Annotated in this window: 24 protein-coding genes and 2 tRNA genes; 11 read left to right on the top strand and 15 right to left on the bottom strand. The window is 65.1% G+C overall.

Annotated features, from left to right (window positions below; all coding sequences use genetic code 11):
- Positions 1 to 4: 4 nt before the first annotated feature.
- The 4 genes from TQ38_RS06140 to TQ38_RS06155 form a co-directional block, all read right to left on the bottom strand.
- On the bottom strand, positions 5 to 1,093 hold the full coding sequence (locus tag TQ38_RS06140; RefSeq protein WP_043976355.1) for a LysM peptidoglycan-binding domain-containing M23 family metallopeptidase: 1,089 nt from the start codon (positions 1,091 to 1,093) through the stop codon (positions 5 to 7).
- A complete protein-coding gene (surE, locus tag TQ38_RS06145) occupies positions 1,090 to 1,854 on the bottom strand; it encodes a 5'/3'-nucleotidase SurE (RefSeq protein ID WP_043976353.1) in 765 nt (254 codons plus the stop codon). Before surE ends, TQ38_RS06140 begins: the two co-directional genes overlap by 4 nt.
- A gap of 178 nt (positions 1,855 to 2,032) precedes the next feature.
- Positions 2,033 to 3,313 (bottom strand): serine--tRNA ligase, encoded by a 1,281-nt coding sequence (gene serS / locus TQ38_RS06150; RefSeq protein ID WP_043976351.1) that lies wholly within the window; start codon positions 3,311 to 3,313, stop codon positions 2,033 to 2,035.
- 112 nt (positions 3,314 to 3,425) lie between these two features.
- Positions 3,426 to 3,500 (bottom strand) — tRNA-Val (locus tag TQ38_RS06155).
- Between the two features lie 77 nt (positions 3,501 to 3,577).
- Between TQ38_RS06155 and TQ38_RS06160 the strand changes: the two genes are divergently transcribed.
- Positions 3,578 to 3,880 carry a DUF3297 family protein gene (locus TQ38_RS06160; protein ID WP_043976349.1) on the top strand — a complete coding sequence of 101 codons (303 nt, stop codon included), beginning with the start codon at positions 3,578 to 3,580 and terminating at the stop codon, positions 3,878 to 3,880.
- A gap of 33 nt (positions 3,881 to 3,913) precedes the next feature.
- Here TQ38_RS06160 and TQ38_RS06165 read toward each other — a convergent pair whose 3' ends face one another.
- A complete protein-coding gene (locus TQ38_RS06165; protein WP_043976347.1) occupies positions 3,914 to 4,603 on the bottom strand; it encodes a CHAP domain-containing protein in 690 nt (229 codons plus the stop codon).
- A 307-nt stretch (positions 4,604 to 4,910) separates the two neighbouring features.
- On the opposite strand from TQ38_RS06165, the gene der reads away from it, so the two are divergent.
- A complete protein-coding gene (der, locus tag TQ38_RS06170) occupies positions 4,911 to 6,290 on the top strand; it encodes a ribosome biogenesis GTPase Der (RefSeq protein ID WP_043976345.1) in 1,380 nt (459 codons plus the stop codon).
- Between the two features lie 120 nt (positions 6,291 to 6,410).
- Here der and TQ38_RS06175 read toward each other — a convergent pair whose 3' ends face one another.
- From TQ38_RS06175 to TQ38_RS06195, 5 genes are all read right to left on the bottom strand, one after another.
- Positions 6,411 to 7,568, bottom strand: a complete 1,158-nt coding sequence (locus tag TQ38_RS06175; protein ID WP_043976343.1) for an AI-2E family transporter — start codon at positions 7,566 to 7,568, stop codon at positions 6,411 to 6,413.
- A gap of 105 nt (positions 7,569 to 7,673) precedes the next feature.
- Positions 7,674 to 8,153: a bacterioferritin gene (gene bfr / locus TQ38_RS06180; RefSeq protein WP_043976341.1), complete on the bottom strand. Its 480-nt coding sequence runs from the start codon at positions 8,151 to 8,153 to the stop codon at positions 7,674 to 7,676.
- Positions 8,154 to 8,224: 71 nt separating this feature from the next.
- Positions 8,225 to 8,419 (bottom strand): bacterioferritin-associated ferredoxin, encoded by a 195-nt coding sequence (locus TQ38_RS30855; protein ID WP_082057741.1) that lies wholly within the window; start codon positions 8,417 to 8,419, stop codon positions 8,225 to 8,227.
- 66 nt (positions 8,420 to 8,485) lie between these two features.
- On the bottom strand, positions 8,486 to 9,772 hold the full coding sequence (locus TQ38_RS06190; RefSeq protein WP_082057740.1) for a DUF418 domain-containing protein: 1,287 nt from the start codon (positions 9,770 to 9,772) through the stop codon (positions 8,486 to 8,488).
- The gene (locus TQ38_RS06195) at positions 9,751 to 10,878 is read right to left on the bottom strand and encodes an SPOR domain-containing protein (protein ID WP_043976339.1); all 1,128 of its coding nucleotides are present in this window, start codon (positions 10,876 to 10,878) and stop codon (positions 9,751 to 9,753) included. Before TQ38_RS06195 ends, TQ38_RS06190 begins: the two co-directional genes overlap by 22 nt.
- Before the next feature lie 255 nt (positions 10,879 to 11,133).
- On the opposite strand from TQ38_RS06195, the gene TQ38_RS06200 reads away from it, so the two are divergent.
- Positions 11,134 to 11,856: a ParA family protein gene (locus tag TQ38_RS06200; protein ID WP_043976338.1), complete on the top strand. Its 723-nt coding sequence runs from the start codon at positions 11,134 to 11,136 to the stop codon at positions 11,854 to 11,856.
- Positions 11,857 to 11,872: 16 nt separating this feature from the next.
- Positions 11,873 to 13,150, top strand: a complete 1,278-nt coding sequence (locus TQ38_RS06205; RefSeq protein ID WP_043976336.1) for an SPOR domain-containing protein — start codon at positions 11,873 to 11,875, stop codon at positions 13,148 to 13,150.
- 160 nt (positions 13,151 to 13,310) lie between these two features.
- Here TQ38_RS06205 and TQ38_RS06210 read toward each other — a convergent pair whose 3' ends face one another.
- Together TQ38_RS06210 and TQ38_RS06215 are read right to left on the bottom strand one after the other, a co-directional pair.
- Complete coding sequence (locus TQ38_RS06210) at positions 13,311 to 14,564, bottom strand: dihydroorotase family protein (RefSeq protein WP_043976334.1); 1,254 nt, start codon at positions 14,562 to 14,564, stop codon at positions 13,311 to 13,313.
- Positions 14,561 to 15,541 (bottom strand): aspartate carbamoyltransferase catalytic subunit, encoded by a 981-nt coding sequence (locus TQ38_RS06215; protein WP_043976331.1) that lies wholly within the window; start codon positions 15,539 to 15,541, stop codon positions 14,561 to 14,563. Before TQ38_RS06215 ends, TQ38_RS06210 begins: the two co-directional genes overlap by 4 nt.
- A gap of 338 nt (positions 15,542 to 15,879) precedes the next feature.
- Between TQ38_RS06215 and sppA the strand changes: the two genes are divergently transcribed.
- Complete coding sequence (gene sppA, locus TQ38_RS06220; RefSeq protein WP_043976328.1) at positions 15,880 to 17,793, top strand: signal peptide peptidase SppA; 1,914 nt, start codon at positions 15,880 to 15,882, stop codon at positions 17,791 to 17,793.
- A 68-nt stretch (positions 17,794 to 17,861) separates the two neighbouring features.
- Here the strand turns inward: sppA and TQ38_RS30540 are convergent, their stop codons facing one another.
- Positions 17,862 to 18,020, bottom strand: coding sequence for a hypothetical protein (locus TQ38_RS30540; RefSeq protein WP_169794979.1), 159 nt, complete (start codon positions 18,018 to 18,020; stop codon positions 17,862 to 17,864).
- Between the two features lie 148 nt (positions 18,021 to 18,168).
- Between TQ38_RS30540 and TQ38_RS06225 the strand changes: the two genes are divergently transcribed.
- The 3 genes from TQ38_RS06225 to mddA all read left to right on the top strand — a co-directional run bounded on the left by TQ38_RS06225 (position 18,169) and on the right by mddA (position 20,882).
- Positions 18,169 to 18,253: transfer RNA gene (locus TQ38_RS06225), tRNA-Leu, on the top strand.
- A gap of 75 nt (positions 18,254 to 18,328) precedes the next feature.
- Entirely contained in the window at positions 18,329 to 19,906 is a 1,578-nt protein-coding gene (gene tig, locus TQ38_RS06230) for a trigger factor (RefSeq protein WP_043976327.1), read from the top strand.
- Between the two features lie 235 nt (positions 19,907 to 20,141).
- Positions 20,142 to 20,882: a methanethiol S-methyltransferase gene (mddA, locus tag TQ38_RS06235; RefSeq protein WP_043976325.1), complete on the top strand. Its 741-nt coding sequence runs from the start codon at positions 20,142 to 20,144 to the stop codon at positions 20,880 to 20,882.
- Between the two features lie 8 nt (positions 20,883 to 20,890).
- Here the strand turns inward: mddA and TQ38_RS06240 are convergent, their stop codons facing one another.
- Complete coding sequence (locus TQ38_RS06240; protein WP_043976323.1) at positions 20,891 to 22,360, bottom strand: amidase; 1,470 nt, start codon at positions 22,358 to 22,360, stop codon at positions 20,891 to 20,893.
- Between the two features lie 168 nt (positions 22,361 to 22,528).
- Here TQ38_RS06240 and clpP point away from each other — a divergent pair, with 168 nt between their 5' ends.
- The 3 genes from clpP (at position 22,529) to TQ38_RS06255 (ending at position 25,056) form a co-directional block, all read left to right on the top strand.
- Entirely contained in the window at positions 22,529 to 23,194 is a 666-nt protein-coding gene (clpP, locus tag TQ38_RS06245) for an ATP-dependent Clp endopeptidase proteolytic subunit ClpP (protein WP_043976322.1), read from the top strand.
- A gap of 133 nt (positions 23,195 to 23,327) precedes the next feature.
- Positions 23,328 to 24,590, top strand: a complete 1,263-nt coding sequence (clpX, locus tag TQ38_RS06250) for an ATP-dependent Clp protease ATP-binding subunit ClpX (protein WP_043976320.1) — start codon at positions 23,328 to 23,330, stop codon at positions 24,588 to 24,590.
- Positions 24,591 to 24,675: 85 nt separating this feature from the next.
- Positions 24,676 to 25,056: a ribonuclease HI gene (locus tag TQ38_RS06255; protein ID WP_043976458.1), complete on the top strand. Its 381-nt coding sequence runs from the start codon at positions 24,676 to 24,678 to the stop codon at positions 25,054 to 25,056.
- Between the two features lie 33 nt (positions 25,057 to 25,089).
- Here TQ38_RS06255 and TQ38_RS06260 read toward each other — a convergent pair whose 3' ends face one another.
- On the bottom strand, positions 25,090 to 26,058 hold the full coding sequence (locus TQ38_RS06260; protein WP_043976318.1) for a cation diffusion facilitator family transporter: 969 nt from the start codon (positions 26,056 to 26,058) through the stop codon (positions 25,090 to 25,092).
- Positions 26,059 to 26,136: the final 78 nt, after the last annotated feature.

Genomic DNA, 26,136 nt, shown 5'->3' on the forward strand with positions numbered 1-26,136 from the left:
CGGATCAGGGGGCCTTGGGCAGCGAGTCCAGCGGATCGACAGGTTTGCCGTCCTGACGGACTTCGAAGTGCAATTCGCTGCCCTTGGCAAGCCCGGTGTCACCCACCAGCCCGACACGTTCGCCGGCGGCGACCTTCGCGCCTTCCTTGACCGTCACGCGGCTCAGGAAGCCATAGGCAGTGAACCAGCCATTGCCATGGTCCAGCACGACGAGGTTGCCGAACTGGTCTTTTTCCTTGCCCGCGAAGGTGACGGTTCCGGCAGCGGCGGCGCGCACCATCGACCCCTTGGGGGCAGTGATGTCCACGCCGTCGTGATAATCGCTGCCGGTGGCATAGCCGCGCCGGACCGGACCGGACAGCGGCCAGGCGAATCGCGCCGATTTGGAGGGCGCAGGTGCGGCTGCGGGCTTGGGCGAAGGCGTCAATGTCTTGGCGCCCGCGCCCGGCGGATCGAGCAGGGTGGGGATCAGCAGGTTCTGGCCGACTTTTACCGGCGCATTCGCGTCGAGATTGTTGGCCAGCGCGATCTGTTCCCATGGCACCGCATAGTCGAGCGAGATGGAGAAGCCGGTGTCGCCGTTCTTCACTTCATGACGGCGTGTGCGCGGGATGCGAAGGGTCTGGCCAACGCGCACGTCGAACGGCGCCTGCAACCCGTTAGCCTCGATGATGAGGACGCGCGGCACTTTGGCGCGCGCAGCGATCCCGCCCAACGTTTCGCCTTCGCCGACCTTGTGGGAGGTTTCGGTTTCAGGCCTGCCAGCGGGCTGGCGCGCCTCGATCACCCGGGCGGCGGTCTTCGCGGCCTTTTTCGCGGAGAGTTCGGCGCTGGGAACAGAGGGTGTGGGTGCGGGCTTCGCGGCCGTTTTTGCCGCGCGCGGGATCGCCAGCTTCTGGCCGAGGCGCACGACGTAAGGCTCTTTCAGCCCGTTTGTTTTGACGATGGCAGCGGCCGATACGCCCGCGCGGTTCGCGATCCCGCCCAGCGTTTCGCCGGCCTTGACGACATGGGAGGTCTCTTCCTCTGGCGGGGCGGCATAGGCGGGGGCGCTCATCAGCAGAGCACCGGCGGCGAGGAGGGCGCGGCTCACTGGCCGTAACGCTGCGCGATCGAAGCCAGCGAGGCGTCGTGAGTAAGGTCGAGCTGCAGCGGCGTCACCGCAACATAGCCTTCCGCGATGGCTTCGAGGTCGGTGTTGTGGCCCGGCGTATGCTCGATCCCGTGCAGCCCGAACCAGAAGTACGGGAAACCGCGGGGGTCCATTCCTTCAACCACCGAACCGCGCGCATAGTCGTGGAAGCCCTGGCGCACCACGCGGATGCCCTTCACCTCGTCCGGAGCGAGCGCCGGGAAGTTGACGTTGACCAGAGTGCGCGGCGCGAAAGGCTGGTCGAGCAGCGGGCGAAGCACTTTGGCGCCCCATGCCTCGGCGACGGCGAAGCTGACCCCGTCGCCCTGGCCTTCCTTGGAATAAACCTGGCTCAGCGCGATCGAGCGGATACCCGCCAGAGCGCCTTCCAGTGCGGCCGATACGGTGCCCGAATACGTCACGTCATCGCCAAGGTTCGCGCCGCGATTCACGCCAGAGAGGATCAGGTCCGGCGGCCCCGGCATGGCCTTGCGCAGCGCCATCGTCACCGAATCGGTTGGCGTGCCGGTGACCGAGAAGCGGCGCTCGGCGTGCTGGCGCATGCGGACCGGGCGGGTGAGGGTCAGCGAATGCCCCGCGCCCGACTGTTCCTCGCTTGGCGCGCAGATCCAGATGTCGTCGGAAAGCTGGGCGGCGATCTTCTCCAGCACATAGAGGCCGGGAGCGTTGATGCCGTCGTCGTTGGTCAGGAGAATGCGCATGACTTGCCTTTAACCATAACCACTTGGGCCGGGCTACTGAAAGACGGCCGCCGCGTTGAAAATACACCCTTCGAGAGGCTCGGCATGATGCTTCGACAAGCTCAGCATGAGCGGGGGCGGGGCGGTGTCATACCCTCTCAAAACCGCTCAGGCTGAGCCTGTCGAAGCCCCGCCGTATTTACGCCAGCGTTTCCAGCTTCTCGATCCCGCCCATCCGGGGCTTCAGTGCCTCAGGCACCAGAACCGAGCCGTCTTCCTGCTGATAGTTTTCCAGCACCGCGACAAGGGTACGGCCGACAGCAAGGCCGGAGCCATTCAGCGTGTGCACGAATTCGGTCTTCTTCGCGCCCTCGGGCTTGTAGCGGGCGTTCATGCGGCGGCCCTGATAGTCGCCGCAGTTGGAGATCGAGCTGATCTCGCGGTAGGCCTGCTGGCCGGGCAGCCACACTTCGAGGTCGTAGGTGAGCCGCGCGGTGGCACCCATGTCGCCGGCACACAGGAGCACCTTGCGATAAGGCAGTTCCAGCGCCTGCAGGATCGATTCGGCGGCGGCGACCATCTTGTCGTGCTCGCCCTCGCTGTCCTCGGGGCGGCAGATGGTGACGAGTTCCACTTTCTCGAACTGGTGCTGGCGGATGAACCCGCGCGTATCGCGGCCGGCAGAACCGGCCTCGGACCGGAAGCAGGGGGTCAGCGCCGTCATCCGCAGCGGTAATGTGGCTGCGTCGAGGATTTCGCCCGCCACCGCATTGGTGAGGCTGACTTCGGCGGTGGGGATCAGCCAGCGGCCGTCCGTGGTGCGGAACAGGTCTTCCGAGAACTTGGGAAGCTGGCCGGTGCCGTAGGCCGCTTCATCGCGGACCAGCAGCGGCACGTTGCATTCCAGAAAGCCGTTGGTGGCCGTCTGCGTATCCAGCATGAACTGCGCCAGCGCCCGATGCAGGCGCGCCATCTGGCCTTTGAGGAAGGTGAAACGCGCGCCCGACAGCTTCGCGCCAGTCTCGAAATCGAGGCCGAGCGCGGGGCCGATATCGGCATGTTCCTTTGGCGTGAAGGCGAACGTGCCCGGCGTGCCCCACTTGAGGACTTCGACGTTCTGCGTCTCGTCTTCGCCGTCCGGCACCTGGGCGACTGGAATGTTGGGCAGCCCGGAGAGCGCGTCCTGCAACTGCGCGGCGACGTCCTTCTCTTCGGCTTCGAGCGCGGGCAGGGTGTCCTTCAACTGCGCGACTTCGGCCTTGAGCGCGTCGGCGGCGGCGGTGTCACCCTGACCCATGGCCTTGCCGATGGCCTTGGATGCCTCGTTCCGGCGGTTCTGGCTTTCCTGCAGCCGCGTGGCGACCGAGCGGCGCTGTTCGTCCAGCGCGATGAGCCGGGCGGAGACAGGCTCCACGCCGCGGCGCGCGAGGCCGGCGTCGAAGGTTTCGGGGTTTTCGCGGATCTGGCGGATGTCATGCATGGTAAGCCGCCTATGCCGAACAGGTCAGGCGCTCGCAAGCTGCGAAGGAAATTATGCCGCCGATGTCGAGCTATCCGCCGACAGTCGAAAAGGCCATCCTCGCTGGAGAGGATGGTGGGCGCGGCAGGGATTGAACCTGCGACCCCACCCGTGTGAAGGGTGTGCTCTACCACTGAGCTACGCGCCCGCTATCAGTGCGGAAGCGGCCCCCTAGACAACTGAGATCGAATTGACAAGCGCCGATCTCCATCTAAACGCACAGGCATGACCGAAGAGACCCCCACGCCCGTCCAGAGCGGCCCCGACGTGCCGCCCGACCACCTCGCGATCAACCCGCGCAGCCCGTTCTTCGACCAGGACAAGTTGCAGCGCGGCATCGGTATCCGCTTCAAGGGCACCGTGCGCACCAATGTAGAGGAATACTCTATCTCTGAAGGCTGGATTCGCGTTCAGGCCGGCAAGTCCATGGACCGCCACGGCAATGCGCTGACGATCAAGCTGATGGGCCCGGTCGAGGCGTGGTACGAAGACATCGGCGACGGCGCGCCGGTCGCCAAGAAGGACTGATTTTCAAAACGCCGCGTCTGACGCGGCGTTTTTTCAATAAGCCCCGGCGATGATCGCGCCGATCGGGTCGCTGCGGCGGCCGGTTGCGGCCTTCGCCATTTTGACCGGCTTCATCGGCGCCATTTTCACCGGTTCGGCCGCGTCGGCGAGGCGGGTGGTGCCCAGATCGCGCACGGTGCCGGGCTTGGCATTGTAGATGAAGCCCGAAACTGGCCAGTGGGTGGTGCCAAGCCCGCGCGCGGGACCGTACCAGATACGCACCTGGCTCCAGTCGTTGGCCGGCGATACGTCGAGCGCGGTTACATTGCGCTCGATCTTGCCCGGAACCGACCAGTTCGCATGGCTGAGCAGGATCGTGCGCGAATCGACGATCCGGCTCACCGTGGCCACATGGCCCAGCCTGGAGTTGTTGAACGGGCGCACCGCCATGACCGAGCCGATGCGCGGCGAATGCCCCGTGGCGTAGCGGTTCTTGGCCTGGTTCCACCATGTATGCGCATCGCCGTAGATCTGGATGCCCGAGGTAGTGCGGGCATAAGGCACGCATTCCAGGTGACCCGGAGCCTTGGGGATGACGAGCGCCGACCCTGCCTGTGAATCGATGCCGGAACCCGTGATCGAGCCCCCGCTGTCGGTCAGGCCATCGATGGCGGTACGAGCATTGGCCGGCGTCATCGACGCTGCGGCGAGCCCAAGAATGATTACTTTGCGGTAAACCCTCATGCCGCCCTTTTGCCTTGCGAAGGTTATGGTCTTTCTGCCGTGGTTGGTTAATCGCGGAGCAAGGTTTTGTTCCGGACTTCCCCTTGGAATGAGGGAAAAATCGGCGGCAATCGATTGTAAGCCCGGAATGTTGCAGGATTTGGCTCAGAGATGTGATCAGCCGGTGCGGCGGGGCCGCATTTAAATTTCTTTAAGGCCGCGCATGGCGGCAGGGCGCCGATTCTGCGTCGGATCGGCATGACGGTAGGCTACCGCGAATCGCGCAAAGCTTGCCAAAACCGCAGGAAATGCCCATGCGCTGGGAATCATGCTTCCCCAAGTCATCATCATCGGCCGACCTAACGTCGGCAAGTCCACGCTGTTCAACCGCCTGATCGGCAAAAAGCTCGCGCTTGTCGACGATCAGCCGGGGGTCACGCGTGACCGTCGCTTCGGCGACGCCGAACTCCTCGGCCTGAAATTCCAGATCGTCGACACTGCCGGTTGGGAGGACGAGGAGGCCGAAACTTTGCCGGGCCGGATGCGCAAGCAGACCGAAGCCTCGCTGGAAAGCGCCGACGTGGCCCTGTTCGTGGTCGATGCGCGCGCTGGCCTCACCCCGCTCGACGAGGAAATCGGGCAGTGGCTGCGGGCCTCGCCGGTGCCGGTGATCCTGCTCGTCAACAAGGCCGAAGGCCGCGCGGGCGAGGGCGGTGTGGTGGAGGCCTACTCGCTGGGCCTGGGCGATCCTATTCCGTTTTCCGCCGAACATGGCATCGGCATGTCCGACCTGTTCGAATCGCTGCTGCCCTATCTCGACCCACTCCAGCCTGAAGAGCCGGAATTCGAGGAGGAAATGGACGACGAATCCCGTCTGCTCCAGCCGCTCAAGTTGGCTATCGTCGGCCGTCCGAACGCGGGCAAGTCGACGCTCATCAACCGCATTCTGGGCGAAGATCGCCTGCTGACCGGGCCGGAAGCGGGGATTACCCGCGATTCGATCACGGTCAATTGGGAATGGACCGACCCCGCCACCGGCAACGTGCGCGAAGTGCACCTGATCGACACTGCTGGCATGCGAAAGCGCGCCAACGTCGTCGAGAAGCTGGAGCGCATGGCCGTGGCCGATGCGAAGCTGGCGATCGATTTCGCCGAAGTCGTGGTGCTGCTGCTTGATGCGACGCGCGGTCTTGAGCATCAGGACCTGACGATCGCCTCCAAGGTCCTCGAAGAGGGCCGTGCGCTCATCATCGCCATCAACAAGTGGGACGTGGCGGAAGGTGCCTCGGGCCTGTTCAACGGCATTCGCGCCGCGCTCGACGAAGGTCTGGCACAGGTTCGCGGCGTGCCGCTGCTGGCGGTCTCGGCGCGGACCGGCAAGGGCCTCGATGAACTGGTCGCTGCCGGCTTTGCGATCCGCGAAGCCTGGAGCAAGCGCGTGCCTACTGCCGCGCTCAACCGCTGGTTCGACGATGCGCTTTCGGCCAACCCGCCGCCGGCGCCGGGCGGCAAGCGCATCAAGCTGCGTTACATCACGCAGGCCAAAACCCGCCCGCCGGGCTTCGTGGTGTTCGGCACGCGCCTCGACCTGCTGCCGGAGAGCTACAAGCGCTATCTCATCAACGGGATGCGCAAGAACCTTGGTTTCGAATCGGTGCCGATTCGCATGAATCTGCGCAGCGCGAAGAACCCGTTTGCGAAGGACTGATGCCGGGTCGTCGGGGCTTAATGCTTCGACAAGCTCAGCATGAGCGGATGGTGGTTTAAACCACCGGGACGGGGAGGGCGTTAGCCCAACCCCGCTCACCCTGAGCCTGTCGAAGAGCCTTCACGACGGATGTGCTACCGATTCCTCTGCCGCGCGCTCGGCGTTTACCTGCGTTTGCGGCGGGATCGGTGAGCCTGCCACGTCCACCTTGGCCTGGCGGCGATCGCGGTGCTGGTTCCACACGGCAATGAACAACGCGGCAATCACCGGACCGATGATGAAGCCGTTGAGGCCGAACAGCTCCAGCCCCGACAGCGTCGCGATCAGCACCACGAAGTCCGGCAGGCGGGTATCTCGGCCGACCAGGATCGGGCGCAGCACGTTGTCGACCATGCCGATGATGAACACGCCGCAGAACACCACGATTCCGGCCTTCACCGTATCGCCGGTAGCAAAGAGGTAGATCGCGGCAGGCACCCAGATAATCGCCGTGCCCACTGCGGGCAGCAGCGAGAAGAAGCCCATCAGCACGCCCCAGATCAGCGCGCCTTCGATGCCGAGTACCGAGAACAGCAGGCCGCCCAGCGCGCCCTGAACCACGGCGACGACGACGGTGCCGCGCATCGTCGCACGCACTACCAGCAGGAAGTTGTCGATCAGCGCGTCGCGGGTTTCGGCATGGAGCGGCAGGCTGGTGCGGACCATGTCGCCGTAGCGCTGGCCGTCGCGCAGCAGGAAGTAGCTGAGGTAGAGCATCACGCCGAGCGCGGCGATGAAGCTGAGCGCGCCCTGACCCACAGTCAGCGCACGGCCCGCCACGGTCTGCAGGCCGCTGGTGATGCTGGACCCGAACTGGCGGCGGATGTTTTCGAGATCGGTCAGCCCGTATTCGTCGACCATGCCGCGAATGCGGTCCGGCAAGGCATTGAGGACCTGCTGGAAAATGCGGCCGACGTCGATCTGGCCGCTGCTGACCTTGCCGTAGATCGCGGTCGCTTCGTTGGCGATGTTGATGCCGAGCAGGATCGTGGGGACCACGAAAAGCGCGATCAACCCGACCAGGACGATCGAAGTCGCCAAATTTTTCCGCCCGTCGAGCCGCTCGGTGAGCTTGGCGGTAAGGGGCTGGAACATGATCGCCGCGACCACGCCCCACAAGACAGCCCCGAAATAGGGCGCGAGCAGGTAAGCGGCGGCAAGAGAGATTAAGACGACGAGGACGGCGAAGCCGATGTCCTCGGTTTGCATGCCCTGTGATTGCGGGCGCGGTGAATGCATTCTTTCCCCCTGGACGTATCAGGCGCGGCGCCCCGGCCGCCCCTCCCAGGCACAAGGCCTGAGAGGAGGGCAGGTTCCCGCGCCATTGGCGCAGAGGGCCTGGGATCAGCTTTCCGCGGGCTTGCTCTGCAGCTGGCAGTAGTTCTGAATACCCATGCGTTCGATCATGTCGAACTGCTTTTCCAGGAAATCGACATGCTCTTCCTCGCTCTCGAGGATGCGGGCGAAGATTTCCCGGCTGACGAAGTCGCGCACCGATTCGGCGTGGGCGATGGCGTCCTGCAGCATCGGCAGCGCGTCATGTTCGAGCGCGAGGTCGGCGCGCAGGATTTCCTCGACGGTTTCGCCGATGCGCAGCTTGCCAAGCGACTGGAAGTTGGGGAGGCCGCCAAGGAACAGGATGCGATCGGCGAGCACGTCAGCGTGCTTCATCTCGTCGATCGATTCGTGACGTTCGTATTCGGCGAGTTTCTTGATGCCCCAGTTGTCCAGCATGCGATAATGCAGCCAGTACTGGTTGATCGCGGTCAGTTCGTTGAACAGGGCCTTGTTGAGAAACTCGATGACCTTCTGGTCGCCATTCATCGCGCGGAAACTCCTCTATGTGAGCCGCGGCGTATAAGCGAAACTATCTGGTCAGGGCAAGTCAGGTCATGTCAGGCGGCTGCAGCAATTCCCATTCCGGCCGACGAATGTTCGTCGGCGATGATGTCATCCGCCTCGTCGAGGCACTGGCGGCATTGAGGGGTTCTGCCCAAAGAGCCGTAAATGGCTTCGGCACTGCCACGGCAACGCCTTGCGGCACAGCGAAGTTCGGTTTCCCGGATGGCATTGCAGATGCACACGTACATGAGCGAATCCTCTCTATGCCCTCCAATATATGCGAGTGCGAATAGATCGCAATAGCCTAATTTCGATCAGATGCGGTTAGGGAGAACGCTGTGCTCCACCAGCGAGCGCCACAGCCACTCCAGTGGGCCGCGCCGGAAATGCCGCAGCCACAGCGGACTCCACGCCAGCATCAGCGCCCATCCTGCAATTACGAAACCCCATTGCGCCAGCGGCCCTACGGTGCCGAACAGGCCGAGACCCCAGCCGTAGAATGCGAATGTCATGACCAGGCTGGTCAGCACGTAGTTGCTGAAGGCCATGCGTCCAGCGGCGGTGAGGCGACGGCCGATTCGGGTCAGGGCAAGGCGCGGCGCGGCCAGCACCAGCAACCCGGCATAGCCGCAGCCGCCCAGGAGGTGCGGCATCGCCAAGCCCCAGACGAGCGCGGCGTTCATCGCCACGGGCGGAAAATGGCGCTGCCAGGCCCAGGCAAGGAACATCGCCGTCAGCGCGAAGCCCGCGAGTGTGCAGGTGACGGACAACTCCACAAGGTGGCGGCGGGGCAGGCGGCCGTCGAAAAAGCCCCGGCGATAGACCACCATGCCGATCAGCATCAGAGGCAGCGTTTCGGAAAATACGCCCGAGATCATCTGGATCTGCCAGAACGGGCGCTGGGTCAGCTTGATGTAGAGCAGGTCGAGGTAGCCCAGCCGCGCTTCGCGCAGCTCCTGCGCGGCCCAGGCGTGCATCGGCTCGATTCGTTCGGTGAACAGGCTGAGCTGTGCGGGTCCGGCGAGATGCTGGCGAACGGCGGTCTCGGCAGTGATGGCGGCGGCCGAATCGAGCATCCCCCACACGTGCCAGCCATAATAGAGGCCCAGCGCCATGCCCAGCAGCGCGCGGTTGCTCAGCGGCCGCAGAAGCAAGGCGGCGATCCCACAGGCGGCGTATACGAACAGGATATCGCCCCACCACAGCAGCAGATAATGCAATATACCCAGCAACAGCAGCCAGCCCAGCCGGCGCAGCTGCTGCAGGTCGCCGTCGCGCCCCGCGGCTTCGGTGCGCTCGTAGAACAGCACCAGGCCGGCGCCGAACAGCAGCGAGAACAGCGCCCGCATCTTGCCTTCGAAGAACAGGAAGTTGAAGGCATAGGCCGCTTCGTCGAGCGGGCCGACCGGCCAAGGCAGGTTAGGTGTGGTCGAGGAGATCATCGGCCCGGCGAATCCGGCGATGTTGATCGTCAGGATGCCCAGCACCGCGACGCCGCGAATCAGGTCTAGCGTCGCAAGGCGTGGCAGCGGGGCCGGAAGCGCTTCATCGGCGTCCGGCGCGGGAATGTCGGCCGGGGTCAGTCCCTGACCGACAGGCACCCGAAACCACCAGCGGACAGGCGGGAGCAGGCGGCATCGGCATCGGCCTTCGAGGCGAAGCCGGTAGCCTGTAGTTTGCTCAACCTGCCGGCAGGCGCCAGCACCTTGGCATGGCCAGCCATTTCCGGCCGGCCCTTCACCTTTGCCCACAGCGCGTCGGCATTGCTGGCCACGCCAAATGCGCCGAGCTGCACACGCCATGGACCGTTTGCGACCGGGGCTGGCTTGGGCAAGGCTGCTGGCAACTTTGGAGCGGCCGAGGGCGTGGCGGCAGCCGTGCGCGTCGGTGCAGGTTTGGGCGCTTCGGGCTTGGCCGTCACGCTGGGCCTTGGCGGGGTGGCCGTGGCAGCGGCGGGGATATAGTCCGCCTTGGCGGCGGAGGGATTTTTACTCCCGGCCGCGCGGGTGGGCTGATTTACCACGCTCTGCGGTTTGACGATTTGAGCGGCGGACGTGTCCGTGGGAGGCGCGCTGGCCAGCTGGGTTCCCAGTTCGGCAGAAGTGTTGAGACGCTGACGGTTGGTTTTCGCCTGCGCAGCGATCTGGGCGCCGAGGCTCACGCTTTTCTGCCGGTCGGCCAGCGGGATGTGCAGGTCCATCTGGGTCAGCGCATTGGTCGCCTGGGGCAGCCCCTCTTGCTGGGCGAGGCTGACGAGGGCGTAGGCGCGGACCCAGTCCTTCTTGACCATGTCGCCGTTGAAGTGCGCGATGCCCAGGATGTACTGAGCCCGCGCATCGCCGCGTGCGGCGGAAGCCTCGATATAGGGCAGGGCCCGGGTGCGTTCGCCGCGCTGGAACAGCAGCAGGCCGTAGCTGTCGGCCGCCTGGGTGTGGCCCTTGGCGGCAGCCTTGCCATAAAGGTCTTCGGCCCTGCCAAGGTCCATCGGCACGCCGCGTCCCATCTTGTACGCCTGCGCGAGGTTGAATTCGGCATCGGGATCGCCGCCGTCGGCCAGCGGCTGCCACTGGCGGATTGCGCTGTCGTAGTCGCCCGCCGACCAGGCATCGACGCCGCCTTTGACGTCGGCGTGGGCGGCAGGCGCGATCAGTGCCGCAGCGGCGAGCGCAAGGAAGCCTGAACGCAGGAGAGGGGGATTCTTGTTCAAGTCGTTGTCGCCCGGTTCAGCCCGTTTAAGTCCTATGGTAACCGCAATGGAACGATGCGCGCCAGTGTGAAGCGCGGCCAGGTCCCATTTTGAACCGGACATCGGCGTAACCGAGAAGCGTTAACGGGCCGTGGATGAGCGGCCTTGCCTTCTGGACCTGCACTTACGCGATTAACCGTAAATTAGGAACGATCTGCCAAATCTACGGGCCTGGGCGGGCTTTGCCCATCGCATGGCTTCCGGGGGGTATCGGTTTTGCGCGTACTAGCTTTGGCATCGCAGAAGGGCGGCTCGGGGAAGACGACCCTGTCCGGCCATCTCGCCGTGCAGGCGCAGCGCATGGGTGCCGGACCGGTGGTTCTCATCGACATCGATCCGCAAGGCTCGCTGGCCGACTGGTGGAACGAGCGCGAGGCGGAAATGCCCGCTTTCGCGCAGACCACCGTGGCGCGGCTGGCCGGCGATCTTCAGATACTGCGCCAGCAGGGCTTCCGTCTGGCGGTGATCGACACGCCGCCGGCGATCACGCTGGCGATCCAGACCGTTATCCAGCAGGCCGAACTTATCGTCATACCGACCCGGCCCAGCCCGCATGATCTGCGCGCCGTGGGCGCCACGGTCGACTTGTGCGAGCGGTCGGGAAAACCGCTGCTGTTCGTCGTCAATGCCGCGACGCCCAAGGCGCGAATCACTGCCGAGGCCGCCGTCGCGCTGTCGCAGCACGGCACCGTTGCGCCGATCACGCTGCATCAGCGGACCGATTTCGCCGCTTCGATGATCGACGGGCGTACTGTGATGGAAGTCGACCCCAAGGGCCGCTCTTCCGCCGAAGTCGCGGCCTTGTGGAGCTACATCGCCGACCGGCTCGAAAAGAATTTCCGGCGTACCGTTTTTGCCGCTCCCGCACCCGGGCAACCTTTGATGCATGGCGCCTTGCGCCCCATCGGCGGCTTCGGCCGCCGCGTAACCGTGTCCTGAATTGAGGAATACCAAGATGGAACGCTCCAGCAATACTGCGCGGAACGCGGGCTTCACTCTGTGTTCGGCGATGGTTGCCGCGCTTCTGGCGGGCTGTTCGGGCCAGCCCTCGATCGCCAGTACGGGCGCTGCGCCGAGCGCGCAGGCGTCGGCTGCGGGGCAGGGCGAGGGCGTTGCCGAACGGGCCATCGCCCGGGCCGAGGCGCGCGTCGCCAAGTCGCCGGACAACGCCTCGGCGCGCGCCGATCTGGCGCAGCTCTACCTTGCCGCCGGTCGTTTCACGTCGTCCACCACGACGTTCGAGGATGCCGTCTCGCTTGGCGACAACAGCCCGCGCACGGGGTTGAGCCTTGCCCTTGCCTATGTCGGTTCGGGTCGCAGCGAAGAAGCCCTAGGCGTTCTGGCGCGCTGGCGCGATCAGATTCCGGCGGGCGATTTCGGACTTGCCGTAGCTCTGGCCGGACAACCCGCGCAGGGCGTCGCGATCCTTTCCGATGCGCTGCGGGGGGGTGAGAACCACCCCAAGGTGCGTCAGAACCTGGCCTATGCCTATGCGCTCGACGGGCGCTGGGGCGAGGCACGCATCATCGCTTCGCAGGACGTTCCGGCCGACCAGCTCGACGCCCGCCTCGGCGAATGGGCGAGCCATGGCCGCCCCGACCAGTCCCGCGCCCGCGTTGCAGGGCTGCTGGGCACACCGATGCCTGCCGACGCTGGCCAGCCCGCTGCGCTGGCGCTGAACGGCAGCGCTCATGCACCGCTCATGGCGATGGCCGAGGCGCCTGTCGCTCCTGCTCCGGTCGAGGAGCTTCCGGCGGTGGCGACGGGCGAGAGTTTCTGGGGCGCCAGCGAGGCGCAGCCCGCCGCGCCGATGCCGATGCTGGCTGCTGCTCCCGCGCCTGCCAGACCGGTGAAGGTTTCGGCTCCCAAGCCTGCACGCACCAGCATCGAGCGTGCTTTCCAGCCGCCCGCCCGGGCCGAGCAGCCACGCGGCGCCGGCCATGTAGTGCAGCTTGGTTCGTTCCGCACGATGGAGGGCGCCAAGCGCGCCTGGGGCATCTACCAGCGCCGCGATCCGGGCCTGCGTGACCATACCATGCGCATCACCGAGGCTCAGGTTCAGGGCCAGCGCTATTTCCGCGTAGCCGCCGTGGGCTTCGACCGGGGAGCGGCGCAGACCTTGTGCTCGACCGTGAAGCAGCGCGGCGGCGCGTGCCTTGCCTATGCCGAGGGGCGCCAGCTTCCGGGCATAGTGGCCGGCGGCGGCAGCGGCCCGCTCAAGGCGCGCCGCTGAAACAGTTCGACAGTCCCATGTGAACCTTACGCGGCCTTTCGTCCCCCCGGGACGGAGGGCCGTTTTTTCGTGCGCCGGGGATGCGTCGGCAAGCTCGGCATGAACGGGAGGCGTGTGCTGCCCAGGCCCGCTCACCCTGAGCTTGCCGAGGGGCCTTCGGTTATCCCGCCGTTTTCTTCGTGCGCACCACCACGCCGCCCTTGAACAGTGCAAGGACGCGGCCTTGTACCGGCTGGCGGTCGAACGGCGTGTTGCCCGCGCTGGCGGCCATCTTGTCGGAATTGACGATCCACGGACGCTCGGTGTCGACCACGGCGATGTCCGCCTCGGCGCCCACTTCCAGCCGTCCGGCGTTGACGCCCAGCAGGCGTGCCGGGTTGGCGGCGAGCAGGTCGAAGGCGCGGGCCATGTCGATCACACCGTCGCGCACCAGGCTGAGCGTCAGCGGCAGCAGCGTTTCCGCGCCCGCCATGCCCGGCGCCGAATCGGCGAAGGGCAGGCGCTTGTCCTCAGGACCGCGCGGATCGTGACCGGAGGCGACGATGTCGATCGTGCCGTCTGCCACAGCGGCGATCACGGCTTGTCGATCGTCCTCGCAGCGCAGGGCCGGCGAGAGGTGGGTGAAGGTGCGAAACGCCCCGATCGCAAGGTTCGAGAGCATGAAGAAGGCCGGGCTGACACCCGCCGTAACATTCAGCCCGCGCGCCTTTGCACCGCGCACTAGGTCCAGCCCGGCGGCGGTGGTGACGTTGCGGAAGTGGATCGCGGCGCCGGCCATTTCGGCCAGCGCGATGTCGCGGGCGATGGCAAGGGCTTCTGCCTGCGCGGGCGCGCTGGGGAGGCCGAGGCGCGTGGCCATCTCGCCGGAGGTGGCGACGGCATTGCCGACGATCCCGGCGTCCTCGGCATGGGTGATGACCGTCATGCCCAGCATCCCGGTATACTGGAGCAGGCGCAGCATCGTGCCCGAATCGCCGACCCAGCGCCGCCCGGTGCACACCGCGCGGGCGCCCGCATCGCGCATCATCGCGATCTCGGCCAGTGCGGTGCCGCCAAGTTCCTGCGTCGCGGCGGCCAGCGGGTGGACCCAGAAGTCCGGCTTGCCCGACTGCGCGGCGAAGCGCACCCGTGCGGGCGTGTCGAGCGGCGGGTTCTGGTCGGGCATCAGCGCGGCGCGGGTGACGCCGCCGAAGTGGAACGCGGGCTTGTCGATCGCGAAGACGCCGATGTCGACAAGGCCCGGCGCGATCAGGCTGCGGCGGGCGTCGTGAACGGTGTCGCCGTCCTGCGCCTGCACGTCAGCGCCGATGGCGGTGATGAAACCGGCCTCGCAGCGGATCGAGCCGGTTTCGATGCGGCCGTCCGCCAGCAGCAGGCGGCCATTGGTGATGGTGAGCGGTGCGTGAAGGCTCATGCCCAGCCTTCCTGTTTGCGGCCCTTGCGGGTCAGCACGTCGAGGCAGGCCATGCGGATGGCGACTCCCATTTCGACTTGCGTGGTTATCATCGAGCGTTCCACCAGATCGGCGACGTTGCTGTCGATCTCGATGCCGCGGTTCATCGGGCCGGGGTGCATGACCAAGGCGTTGGATTCGGCTTTTTCCAGCCGTTCCAGCGTCAGCCCGTAAAGGTGGCGATATTCGCGCGGGGAGGGGATGAACTGGCCCTCCATGCGCTCCAGCTGGAGGCGCAGCATCATCACCACGTCGGCGCCCTTCAGCGCCGCGTCGAAATCGTGGAATACCTTCACGCCCATCTGCTCGATATCGGCGGGCATCAGCGCAGGGGGGGCGCAGACGCGCACTTCGGCGCCCAGCGAGGCCAGGCACAGGATGTTCGAGCGCGCGACGCGGCTGTGCAGGATATCGCCGCAGATGGTCACCCGCAGGCCGTTGAAGGCGCGCTTGGCCTGGCGGATCGTCAGCGCATCCAGCAGGGCCTGGGTGGGATGTTCATGCTGGCCGTCACCGGCGTTGAGCACGGGGCAGTCAACCTTGCCGGCGATCAGCGCCACTGCGCCGGAACTGGCGTGGCGGATGACGATGGCGTCGGCGCGCATGGCGTTGAGCGTCATCGCCGTGTCGATCAGGGTCTCGCCCTTCTTTACGCTGGAATTGGCGACCGCCATGTTGACCACGTCGGCGCCAAGGCGCTTGCCGGCGATCTCGAAGCTCAGCAGCGTGCGCGTCGAGTTTTCGAAAAAGGCGTTGATGATGGTGAGGCCGGATAGCAGCTCGCGCCGCTTCTGCGCCCCCCGGTTCATCTCGACCCATTGTTCCGCCTCGTCGAGCAAGAACCAGATCTCATGCGGGGCAAGGCCCGCGATGCCCACAAGGCCGCGATGCGGGAAGGCGAGAGCGCCGTCCGGATATGTATATTCTGGGGGTGTCATTAAAGACCATGCCTTAGGCGTGGGGCGCGCTCGGCTCAAGGGGGTATGGCGGGATGTGCACGGCGTTTGTCGTGTTGGGGCTGTGGGGGCTTCGACAAGCTCAGCCTGAGCGGGGTTGCGGGTAAAGTTTTGGTTCGCGGGATGGGTTTTGAGGCAATGTGCACTACGCTAACCCAACCCTGAGGCGCCCGCTCGGATCATCCGAACCATCCACTCCGCTCATCCTGAGCTTGTCGAAGGATGGGGAGCAGACACGCGTATGGAACCCCATCGCGATCCGCCCCTTTCCTACACCGCGCCGCAGCAGGTAAGGCTGCTCTCGAAAGGCAGGTCAATTCATGAGATTCGCAAGCAAGGTCTGGAAGCTGCTCGTCGCGGTGAAGGACGTCATGGCGCTCCTGTTCCTGCTGATGTTCTTCGGTATCGTCTACATCGCGCTCGCCGCCCGCCCTGCGCCGGGCCGGGTCGAGGACGGCGCGCTGCTGCTCGCGCTGGACGGCACGATCGTCGAGGAAAAGAGCCAGGCCGATCCCGTGGCGCTGCTGATGGCGGGCGGGGCCTCGTCCCATGAATTCCAGGCCCGCGACGTGGAGCGCGCCTTGCGTCTTGCTGCGGCCGACAAGCGGATCAAGGTCGTCGTGCTCGACCTGTCGCGCTTCCTCGGCGGGCGCTACGTGCACTTGCGCGATATCGGCGCGGCCATCGACGAAGTGCGCAAGGCCGGCAAGCCGGTGCTGACCTTCGCCAATGCCTATGCCGATGACGGCGCCCAGCTTGCCGCACACGCCAGCGAAGCCTGGGTCGATCCCATGGGCGGCGCTTTCGTGGCCGGGCCAGGCGGCAACATGCAGTTCTACAAAGGCCTGTTCGACAAGTTCAAGGTGAACGCCCACGTCTACCGCGTCGGCACCTATAAGAGCGCGGTGGAGCCATACCTGCGCGCCGACCTCTCGCCCGAGGCGCGTGAAGACTTTGCGGGCGTGCTGAACGCGCAGTGGGCCGCTTACCGGGGTGAGATCGCCAAGGCCCGGCCCAAGGCGCAGCTTGACCGCATGACCGCCGATCCGGTGGCATGGATCAAGGCATCGGGCGGCGACATGGCGGAGGCGGCGAAAAAGGCCGGCCTCGTCGACCGTATCGGAGACAAGACCGAGTTCGAGAAGCGCGTCACCGAGATCGCCGGCGAAACCAGCGTCGCGCGTCCCGGCAAGGACGATGCGCCGGACTACGCCCACACTGGCCTCGCCACCTGGCTCGCCGCCAACCCGGAGAAGGCCGAGGGCGACAAGATCGGCGTCATCACCATCGCCGGCGAGATCGTCGACGGAGATGCGGGCCCAGGCACGGCGGGCGGCGACCGTATCGCCGCGCTGCTCGATGACAATATCGATCAGAAGTACAAGGCACTGGTCGTACGCATCGATTCGCCGGGGGGGTCGGTCATGGCGTCGGAGCGGATTCGCCGTGCGATCATGCGCTGGCGCGATGCGAAGATTCCGGTCGTCGTCTCGATGGGCACCATGGCGGCGAGCGGCGGGTACTGGGTGTCGACGCCGGGCCAGCGGGTCTTTGCCGAACCGGCGACTATCACTGGCTCGATCGGGGTTTTCGCGGTCATCACCAGCTTTGAAAAGACGCTGGCGGACTACGGCGTGACCAGCGACGGCGTGCGCACCACTGGCCTTTCGGGCCAGCCGGACCTCTTCGGAGGCCTGACCCCCGAAGTCGACGGCCTGCTGCAAAGCTCGGTGGAGAGCATCTACGGCAAGTTCCTGGGCGTGGTCGGCAAGGCGCGCGGCAAGACGCCGCAGCAGGTCGACCAGATCGCGCAGGGCCGCGTATGGCCAGGCAGTGAAGCGCAGCGCATCGGTCTGGTGGACCAGATGGGCACACTGCAGGATGCGCTGGCCTATGCCGCCAAGCTGGGCGGCGTGGGCAACGGCAAGTGGCACGCCGACTATATCGAGGACACCCCGGATTCGTTCAGCGCGCTGCTGGACGGACTGACCTCGGGCTCGCAGGAGAAAGCGGCGGCCTACGATTTCGCGGGCATGGTGGCGACGCGCCAGCGGCAGGAGATGGGCCAGGCGGTGACCCGGCTCGATGCGCTGCTGGCGACGCGAGGCGTGCAGGCGATGTGCCTCGAATGCGCGATGGCGCCTGACTATCGCCCCGACTATCGCAGGGCCGCAAAGGCGCCGGGCGAGGGTTCGGCGCTGGCGCTTCTCGCGCGGCTGGCAGGGTGGAAGTAACGAAGTAGGCGAAACAGAATACCGTCGTGCCGGACCAGGCCCGGGACGACGGTTTCTATAGATATACCTCAATCCGGCGGCGGCAGTTCCACCGGCGCTTCGCTAGGCTGGTCGTAGTCCGGACCCGGCGCGGGGCTTTCGTCAGGCCCGCCCGGAGCGCCCGGATCTGTGGGCGTGGGGAACTCTACCGGCGTATCGCCCGGATTGTCGGCTGGCTGGGTGGCCATGGTTGTTTTCGCTCCTTAAACTCGCCCCGTCTCCCCTCTCGAAGTGGGCACTGCCGACACGCTGTTCAAGCCCATGCGAATCAGCGGTCTTGCCCTTTATCGCGCAGGCATATAAGGGCCCGTCCCTTGAGTTTTCGGCTTCTCTCATGCGGGCGTGGCGGAATTGGTAGACGCGCTGGTTTTAGGTACCAGTATCGAAAGATGTGGGGGTTCGAGTCCCTTCGCCCGCACCAATCCGTCACCTGTGTGGGCGGGAGCCAGGTAATACGGGCCGCAAGCCCTTTTGGATTGCACAGGAAGGCATCGAAATGCAGATCGTCGAAACGACCAACGAAGGCCTGAAGCGCGCCTACACGGTCACCATCCCCGCCTCGGCCATCACCGCGAAGATCGAGGGTGAGGTCAAGAAGATCGCCCCGCAGGTGAAGATGCCCGGCTTCCGCGCCGGCAAGGTTCCGGTGAACCTCGTCAAGAAGCTGCACGGCCCGGCGATCCACCAGGAAGCGCTGAACACCTCGATTCGCGAAGCGATGGACAAGCTGGTTGCCGACAACGCGCTGCGTCCGGCGATGAACCCCGACGTCCAGCTGACCGACGGCTACGAAGAAGGCAAGGACGCCGAGCTGACCGTCAGCCTGGAAATCCTGCCCAAGATCGAAGCGCCCGCGCTCGACGGTCTGAAGCTCGACAAGCTGACCGTTCCGGTCGCTGACGAAGCCGTGACCGAAGCTGTGGAGCGTATCGCCACCCAGCAGCAGCGTTTCGAGACCAAGGACGGCGAGGCCGCCGACGGCGACCAGGTCATCTGCGACTTCACCGGCAAGCACGACGGCGTCGAGTTTGACGGCGGCAAGGCCGAGAAGCAGCCGATCGTGATCGGTTCGGGCCGCCTGATCCCCGGTTTCGAAGAGCAGCTGGTCGGCATGAAGGCCGGCGACGACCGCGTCATCACCGTGACTTTCCCTGAAGACTATCCGGCCGAGAACCTCGCCGGCAAGGAAGTCACCTTCGACATCCTCGCCCACGAGATCAAGGCGCCCGCCGAATCGAAGATCGACGACGACTTCGCCAAGGAACTGGGTCTGGAAAGCCTCGAGCAGCTCACCGGCCTGCTGCGCGGCCAGCTGGAGCAGGAAACTGCCGGCCTGACCCGCACCGCCATGAAGCGCTCGCTGCTCGACCAGCTGGCTGCCGGCCATGACTTCGACGTGCCACCGACCATGGTGGAAGCCGAATTCTCGCAGATCTGGCAGCAGCTCATCCAGGAAGCGCAGAGCGAGGAAGATCCCGCCGCCGCTCTGGAAGAGATCGAAGCCGAGAAGGACGATTACCGCAAGATCGCCGAGCGCCGCGTGCGTCTGGGCCTGCTCCTGTCGGAAATCGGCCAGGCCAACGGCGTCGAAGTGACTGCCCAGGAAATGCAGATGCTGGTCGGCCAGGCTGCCCAGCAGTATCGTCCGGAAGACCGCCAGCGCTTCTTCGAATACGTCCAGCAGGACCCGATGATGGCAGCCCAGCTGCGCGCGCCTCTCTATGAGGACAAGGTCGTCGACTTCCTAATCGAGAAGGCTGACGTCACCGAGCGCGAAGTGACCCGCGAGGAGCTGCAGGCCGCCATCGAAGCCGACACCGACGGCGAGACGCCGGCGGAAGGCAAGAAGCCTGCTAAGAAGGCTCCGGCGAAGAAGGCCGCCAAGAAGGCTGACGACGCCGCCGATGAGGCTCCCGCAGCCGAAGCGGACGCCGAGGAAAAGCCGAAGAAGGCTCCCGCGAAGAAGGCTGCCGCCAAGAAGGCCGACGACGCATCGGAAGACGAGGCTGAAGAAGCCAAGCCCGCCAAGAAGGCGCCTGCCAAGAAGAAGGCCGCTGCCGACAAGGAGGGCTGATCCTCCTTACGGTTCGACCGTTTTTGAAAATCGGCCCGGTGCAGCGATGCGCCGGGCCGATTTCGTTTAGCCCTGCGAGTCGGTCTTGTGCGGGGAATGCGCTGACCGCCTGACCTTGCGCCCTATGCCAGTCTTATCAGGACGTTCCGGCGAAAGTTTCCGAGCTTCGCAGCAAAATGACAATGCCGATCCCGCATGATACTGTCGTCAAATGAAGTAATCATGGGAGGTAGGGGTGAGATTTGTCTTTCTCTTCTTCGGCGTGATTTCCTACGCCGTATTCTTTGCGACGTTCCTTTGGCTGATCGTATTCGTCGCCGGATTGCCGGTCCTGTCTCATACCGTCGATGCTGGCGGCCCTGTAACTGCTCCCGGCGCAGCTGCGGTGATCGACCTGGCCCTCATCCTCCTGTTCGCGGTGCAGCACAGCGTCATGGCCCGGCCGGGCTTCAAGGCGGCGTGGACGCGAATCGTGCCCAAGCCGATCGAGCGCAGCGTCTATGTGCTTGCCGCCAGCGCCGCGCTGATCGCCCTTATGGTCTTCTGGCGGCCGATCACGGCGGTGGTCTGGTCGGTCGGCAATCCGCTGGCAGCGGGGCTGCTGTGGGCGCTGTTCGCGACCGGGTGGCTGATCGTGCTGGTGAGCACGTTTCTCATCAGCCACTTCGAGCTGTTCGGTCTCACTCAGGTCTGGAACAACCTGCGCGGAAAAATGGCCGCGCCGGCGGTCCTTCGCCAGCCGTTCTTCTACCGGCTGGTGCGCCACCCGCTTTATTCCGGGTTCTTCCTCGCCTTCTGGGCGACTCCGTTGATGACGGCGGGGCACCTGCTGCTGGCCGCCGCGCTATCCGTGTTCATGATCGTTGCGATCCGCTTCGAGGAGCGCGACCTGATCGATGTGTTCGGCGAGGATTACGTCCGATACCGGGCGAGCACGGGCATGCTTATCCCCAAACCGCGGCGGCGCCGGGTTTGAAGCAGGGCTCACCGGGCGCGCCAAGGTTGAAGCGCGGGTTTTGCGAGAACCGCGCTACGCGCTTTTTCGTAGCCCGCGCCGATGCGCAGGACTTTCGCGTCCGCCCATTTGCCCGCCATGAACGACAGGCCGACCGGCAATCCCTCCACCGCCCCCATCGGTACCGAGAGATGCGGATAACCCGCCACTGCTGCCAGCGAACCAGCGCCGATATCCAGAAAATGATCGCCGATGACGAGATCGATGGCCCAGGCCGGGCCGGTGGTCGGCGCGACCAGCACGTCGACCTTGTTTTTCGCCAGCAGTGCGTCGATGCCTTCCGTCCCGGCAAGCCGCGCCGCATCGCTGCGGGCTTTCTCGTATTCCGCCCGATCGGTGGCGGCGAGCGCCTTTTCGAACAGCTCCTGCCCGAACCAGCGCATTTCCTCGGCCTCATGGGTCTTGTTGAAGGCGATCAGCCCGGCCAGATCACGCACCGGAGCGGAGCCGGGAAGCGCGGCAAGATAGGCATTGATCCCCTCGCGAAATTCGAACAGCAGCGCCGTAAACTCAGCCTGTTCAAGGCGCGGCGCGGGCTTGAAGTCGATCTCGACGATTTGCGCGCCTGCCCGCTTCATGTCGGCGACTGCGCGGTCGAACAGCGTCGCCACTCCGCGCACGGAGCCTACCTGTCGGCGCAGCACGCCAACCCGCACGCCCGCCAGCTTCGCCTCTGCCAGTCCGGCGGTGAAATCGCCGGCGTGCTTGCCCGCCTCGGCCGTTGCGGGGTCGGCCGGGTCGGTTCCGGCCATCGCGGTGAGCAGAAGCGCGGCATCGTGGACACTCGCTGCCATCGGCCCGGCGGTGTCCTGCACCGCGCTGATCGGCACCACCAGCGCGCGGCTGACAAGGCCGACGCTGGGCTTGAAGCCGACGACCCCGTTCACCGAGGCGGGGCAGGTGATCGACCCATCTGTTTCTGTACCGATGGCCGCCCAGGCAAGGCCCGCCGCCACCGCCGCGCCGCTGCCCGAGGACGAGCCGCAGGGGCTCCGGTCGATTGCGTAAGGGTTTTTCGTCTGTCCACCGGCCGCGCTCCACCCGCTGGAAGAATGATTGCCGCGAAAGTTGGCCCACTCGGACAAGTTGGTCTTGCCCAGGATTACCGCGCCCGCGCCGCGCAGTTTTGCCACCAGCGGGGCGTCGCGGCCGGTGGCGTTATTCTTCAACGCAAGGCTGCCGGCGGTGGTGGGCATGTCGCGAGTCTCGATATTGTCCTTCACCAGCACCGCGCGCCCTGCGAGAGGGCCACTCCCCCGGCGAGCCGCTGCGATCGCCTCTGCCGGGGCCAGCGCGATCACCGCATGAATCGAAGGGCCCGCCTCGTTGATCGCGGCGATGCGGTCGAGATAGTCTTCCGGCGTCTCTTGCGCCTGTACCGTTTCGGCGCCGAAAGCCAGCGGCAGCAAGGCGAGGAAGATCAATGCGGATTGGCGCATAGGGGGTAAGACCTGCGTTCTGATGCGGGATGCGAAGACAAATCTGCGGCCCCGCGCCCCGCCTTGCAACAGAGTTGTCCCAAGCGCGGTGCCGATTGATCGGTTAATCCCCTTGAACATCTGGCCCGGCCACGCGACATAGGCGTTCCAACCCAGATGAGGACTCCCATGCTCGACCTGTTTGGCGCTTCGGGCGCCCAAGGAAAGTTTCACGCCGATCCCGTGACCGGCGCGCTCGTGCCGATGGTCGTCGAGCAGACCAGCCGCGGTGAGCGCTCCTTCGACATCTACTCGCGCCTCCTGCGCGAGCGCATCGTGTTCATCACTGGCCAGGTCGAAGACCACATGGCTTCGCTGATCGTTGCGCAGCTGCTATTCCTCGAGTCGGAAAATCCGTCGAAGGACATCTCGATGTACATCAACTCGCCGGGCGGCGTGGTAACGGCCGGCATGGCGATCCACGACACCATGCAGTACATCAAGCCGCGTGTGTCGACCGTGTGCATCGGCCAGGCCGCCTCGATGGGCAGCTTCCTGCTCGCGGCCGGCGAACCCGGTATGCGTATCGCGCTGCCCAATGCCCGCATCATGGTGCACCAGCCCTCTGGCGGCGCGCAGGGCATGGCATCGGACATCGAGATCCAGGCACGCGAAATCCTGCGTATGCGCCGCCGCCTGAACGATCTCTACGTGAAGTACACGGGCAAGACCCTCGACGAGATCGAGAAGGCGATGGACCGCGACACGTTCCTCGAAGCCGATGAAGCGCTGGCCTTCGGCCTCGTTGACAAGGTCTTCGAAACCCGCCCCGAAGGTGACAAGTCTGCTGCCTGAACGGATGGCCTGATGCCCTGAAATGGGACCGCGTTTTTCAGTCTATGGCAAGGAATTGGCACTAGGATTGCAAAACCGGTCCCCGGCAGGGTAGAGTGGACGAGTCGCCTCGATTGGAGGCTAAAGACGGAAAATGACGAAATTGAGCGGATCTGACGCGAAAAGCACCCTCTACTGCAGCTTCTGCGGTAAGTCGCAGCACGAAGTGCGTAAGCTGATCGCGGGCCCCACGGTCTTCATCTGTGACGAATGCGTCGAGCTTTGCAACGACATCATTCGCGAAGAAACGAAGGCCGGAATCGCCGGTCGCAAGGAAGGCGAAATCGTCTCTCCTCGTGAAATCTGCGAGATGCTGAACGACTACGTGATCGGCCAGGAACGCGCCAAGCGCGTCCTGTCAGTGGCTGTCCACAACCATTACAAGCGCCTCAAGCACAGCGGCAAGCAAGGCGACGTCGAGCTTTCGAAGTCGAACATCCTGCTTGTCGGTCCGACCGGTTCGGGCAAGACACTGCTTGCGCAGACTCTGGCCAAGACGTTCGACGTGCCCTTCACCATGGCCGATGCCACTACGCTGACCGAAGCCGGTTACGTGGGCGAGGATGTGGAAAACATCATCCTCAAGCTGCTTCAGTCCTCCGACTACAACGTCGAGAAGGCGCAGCAGGGCATCGTCTACATCGACGAGATCGACAAGATCAGCCGTAAGGCCGAAAACCCGTCAATCACGCGCGATGTATCGGGCGAAGGCGTGCAGCAGGCACTGCTCAAGCTGATGGAAGGCACCACCGCTTCGGTCCCGCCGCAGGGCGGCCGCAAGCACCCGCAGCAGGAATTCCTGCAGGTGGACACGACCAATATCCTGTTCATCTGCGGCGGTGCTTTCGCCGGTCTCGACAAGATCATCGCCGACCGCCTGCAGAAGCGCTCGATCGGTTTCGGTGCGCATGTCGCCGACCCGGACAAGCGCCGCGTGGGTGAACTGCTCCAGAAGGCTGAGCCTGAGGATCTGCTGAAGTTCGGCCTGATCCCTGAATTCGTCGGCCGTCTGCCGGTGATCGCGACCCTGAACGACCTCGACATCGAGGCGCTGGTCAAGATCCTCAAGGAGCCGAAGAACGCACTGATCAAGCAGTACGCGCGCCTGTTCGAACTGGAAGACGTCGAACTGACGTTTACCGACGATGCACTCGAAGCCATCGCCAAGAAGGCTATCGAGCGTAAGACCGGCGCACGCGGGCTCCGCTCGATCGTGGAAGGGCTGCTGCTCGACACCATGTTTGACCTGCCGACCGAGCGCGATATCGCCGAAGTCGTCGTCGACAAGGACGTTGTGGAAGGCCGCAAGGAACCCGTCCGCGTCCTCAAGGGCGACAAGGCCGAAGAAGCCGCCTGAGGGTAGCTTTTCGGTAGGAAATCGAAGGGCCGCTCACCGCAAGGTGGGCGGCCTTTTCGTTGGAAGACAGACGGAAACGGCGATCATGCGGCGCAGGTTGAAAGTGTTCTTTGACGGCGGCTGTCGCCCGAATCCCGGACAGATCGAGGTTGCCGTGGTGGTGCGCGGCGCCGTGTATGTGTTCGACGACCTGGGGAAGGGCAACAATACCGACGCCGAATGGCTGGCCCTGATCCGTGCGCTGGAACTGGCGCAATCTCTGGGGCTCGCCGATGTCGAATTGATCGGCGATGCGCGCCAGATCATCGACGCGGCGGATGCGGTCTTGCGAAGTGGCCGGGCCGACTCAGGCCATGCCGCCACTTTCCTTGCCCTTGCCGGTAAGGGCGCGCCAGGCAGGGTCCGCTGGATCAAGCGCGAGCAGAACCTCGCGGGCATTGCGCTGGCAGCCCGGCACCCGCGATAGGATGGGAAGGGTCGTCCCTTACCAGCAGGGCGGTTAGACCACCGCTTCGCTTTCCAGCGCGCAAGGGCTGGCGGCGTCGGTCTCGATCTGGATCGTGGGGTGACCGATGCCGAATTCGCGGGCAAGGCCGTCGGCCAAGGCACACAGGAAAGCGTCGCCCGGCTGACCTCCCGGCATCAGGAGATGAGCGGTCAACGCGGTTTCGGTGGTGCTCATCGGCCATATGTGCAGATCGTGGACGCGAGTGACCCCCGGCTGGCTTTCTAGGAAGGCTCGGACCTTAGGGCCGTCGATACCTTCCGGCACGCCGAGCATGCCCATGTGCAATGCATCGCGCAGCAGGCCCCAACTCGACCATCCGATCACGGCGGTAATCACCAGCGAGGCGATCGGATCGACCAGCGCCCATCCGGTGGTAGCGATGACAACCCCCGCGATCACCACGCCCACCGACACCAGCGCATCGGCCATGAGGTGGACGAAAGCGGCGCGCAGGTTCAGGTCGGACTTCGCGCCCTTTGCGAACAGCAGCGCAGACAGTGCATTCACGGCGATGCCAAGCCCGGCGACCACCATCATCGTCGTACCCGCGACCGGCTCGGGATCGGCCATGCGGCGGATCGTCTCGACCAGGATCGCGCCGATCGCCACCCACAGCAGCGCCGCATTGGCTATGGCGGCCAGGATCGACGAACTTTTCAGCCCATAAGTGAAGCGCTCGGAAGGCGGGCGCGCCGCCAGTACGCTCGCGACCCAGGCCAGCACCAGCGAGAGCACGTCCGACAAGTTATGGCCGGCATCCGCCAGCAGTGCCATCGAGCCGCTGAGCAGCCCTGCAGCGATCTCCGCCACGACGAACACCAGGTTGAGTGAGACGGCGATGGCAAAAGCCTTGCCGACGCTGCCTGGCGGCGGCGCATGATGCGCGTGGCCGTGGGAATGACCATGGCCATGCGAATGGCCGTGTCCGTGCGAGTGTCCGTGATGATGTTCAGCGCCCATGGACGAGGGATTGGCACGTGTTGCCTGCGCGCATCAAGCTATGACGTAACATCACACGCCGCAGTGCAATGCGCACGC

Source organism: Novosphingobium sp. P6W, from assembly GCF_000876675.2.
Taxonomy (GTDB): domain Bacteria; phylum Pseudomonadota; class Alphaproteobacteria; order Sphingomonadales; family Sphingomonadaceae; genus Novosphingobium.

Bases quoted from the DNA above. Each gene is read 5' to 3' on its own strand.
- surE (WP_043976353.1), bottom strand. From the start codon at position 1,854: ATGCGCATTCTCCTGACCAACGACGACGGCATCAACGCTCCCGGCCTC.
- serS (WP_043976351.1), bottom strand. From the start codon at position 3,313: ATGCATGACATCCGCCAGATCCGCGAAAACCCCGAAACCTTCGACGCC.
- TQ38_RS06160 (WP_043976349.1), top strand. From the start codon at position 3,578: ATGACCGAAGAGACCCCCACGCCCGTCCAGAGCGGCCCCGACGTGCCG.
- TQ38_RS06165 (WP_043976347.1), bottom strand. From the start codon at position 4,603: ATGAGGGTTTACCGCAAAGTAATCATTCTTGGGCTCGCCGCAGCGTCG.
- der (WP_043976345.1), top strand. From the start codon at position 4,911: ATGCTTCCCCAAGTCATCATCATCGGCCGACCTAACGTCGGCAAGTCC.
- TQ38_RS06175 (WP_043976343.1), bottom strand. From the start codon at position 7,568: ATGCATTCACCGCGCCCGCAATCACAGGGCATGCAAACCGAGGACATC.
- bfr (WP_043976341.1), bottom strand. From the start codon at position 8,153: ATGAATGGCGACCAGAAGGTCATCGAGTTTCTCAACAAGGCCCTGTTC.
- TQ38_RS30855 (WP_082057741.1), bottom strand. From the start codon at position 8,419: ATGTACGTGTGCATCTGCAATGCCATCCGGGAAACCGAACTTCGCTGT.
- TQ38_RS06205 (WP_043976336.1), top strand. From the start codon at position 11,873: ATGGAACGCTCCAGCAATACTGCGCGGAACGCGGGCTTCACTCTGTGT.
- TQ38_RS06210 (WP_043976334.1), bottom strand. From the start codon at position 14,564: ATGAGCCTTCACGCACCGCTCACCATCACCAATGGCCGCCTGCTGCTG.
- TQ38_RS06215 (WP_043976331.1), bottom strand. From the start codon at position 15,541: ATGACACCCCCAGAATATACATATCCGGACGGCGCTCTCGCCTTCCCG.
- sppA (WP_043976328.1), top strand. From the start codon at position 15,880: ATGAGATTCGCAAGCAAGGTCTGGAAGCTGCTCGTCGCGGTGAAGGAC.
- TQ38_RS30540 (WP_169794979.1), bottom strand. From the start codon at position 18,020: ATGGCCACCCAGCCAGCCGACAATCCGGGCGATACGCCGGTAGAGTTC.
- tig (WP_043976327.1), top strand. From the start codon at position 18,329: ATGCAGATCGTCGAAACGACCAACGAAGGCCTGAAGCGCGCCTACACG.
- TQ38_RS06240 (WP_043976323.1), bottom strand. From the start codon at position 22,360: ATGCGCCAATCCGCATTGATCTTCCTCGCCTTGCTGCCGCTGGCTTTC.
- clpP (WP_043976322.1), top strand. From the start codon at position 22,529: ATGCTCGACCTGTTTGGCGCTTCGGGCGCCCAAGGAAAGTTTCACGCC.
- clpX (WP_043976320.1), top strand. From the start codon at position 23,328: ATGACGAAATTGAGCGGATCTGACGCGAAAAGCACCCTCTACTGCAGC.
- TQ38_RS06255 (WP_043976458.1), top strand. From the start codon at position 24,676: ATGCGGCGCAGGTTGAAAGTGTTCTTTGACGGCGGCTGTCGCCCGAAT.
- TQ38_RS06260 (WP_043976318.1), bottom strand. From the start codon at position 26,058: ATGGGCGCTGAACATCATCACGGACACTCGCACGGACACGGCCATTCG.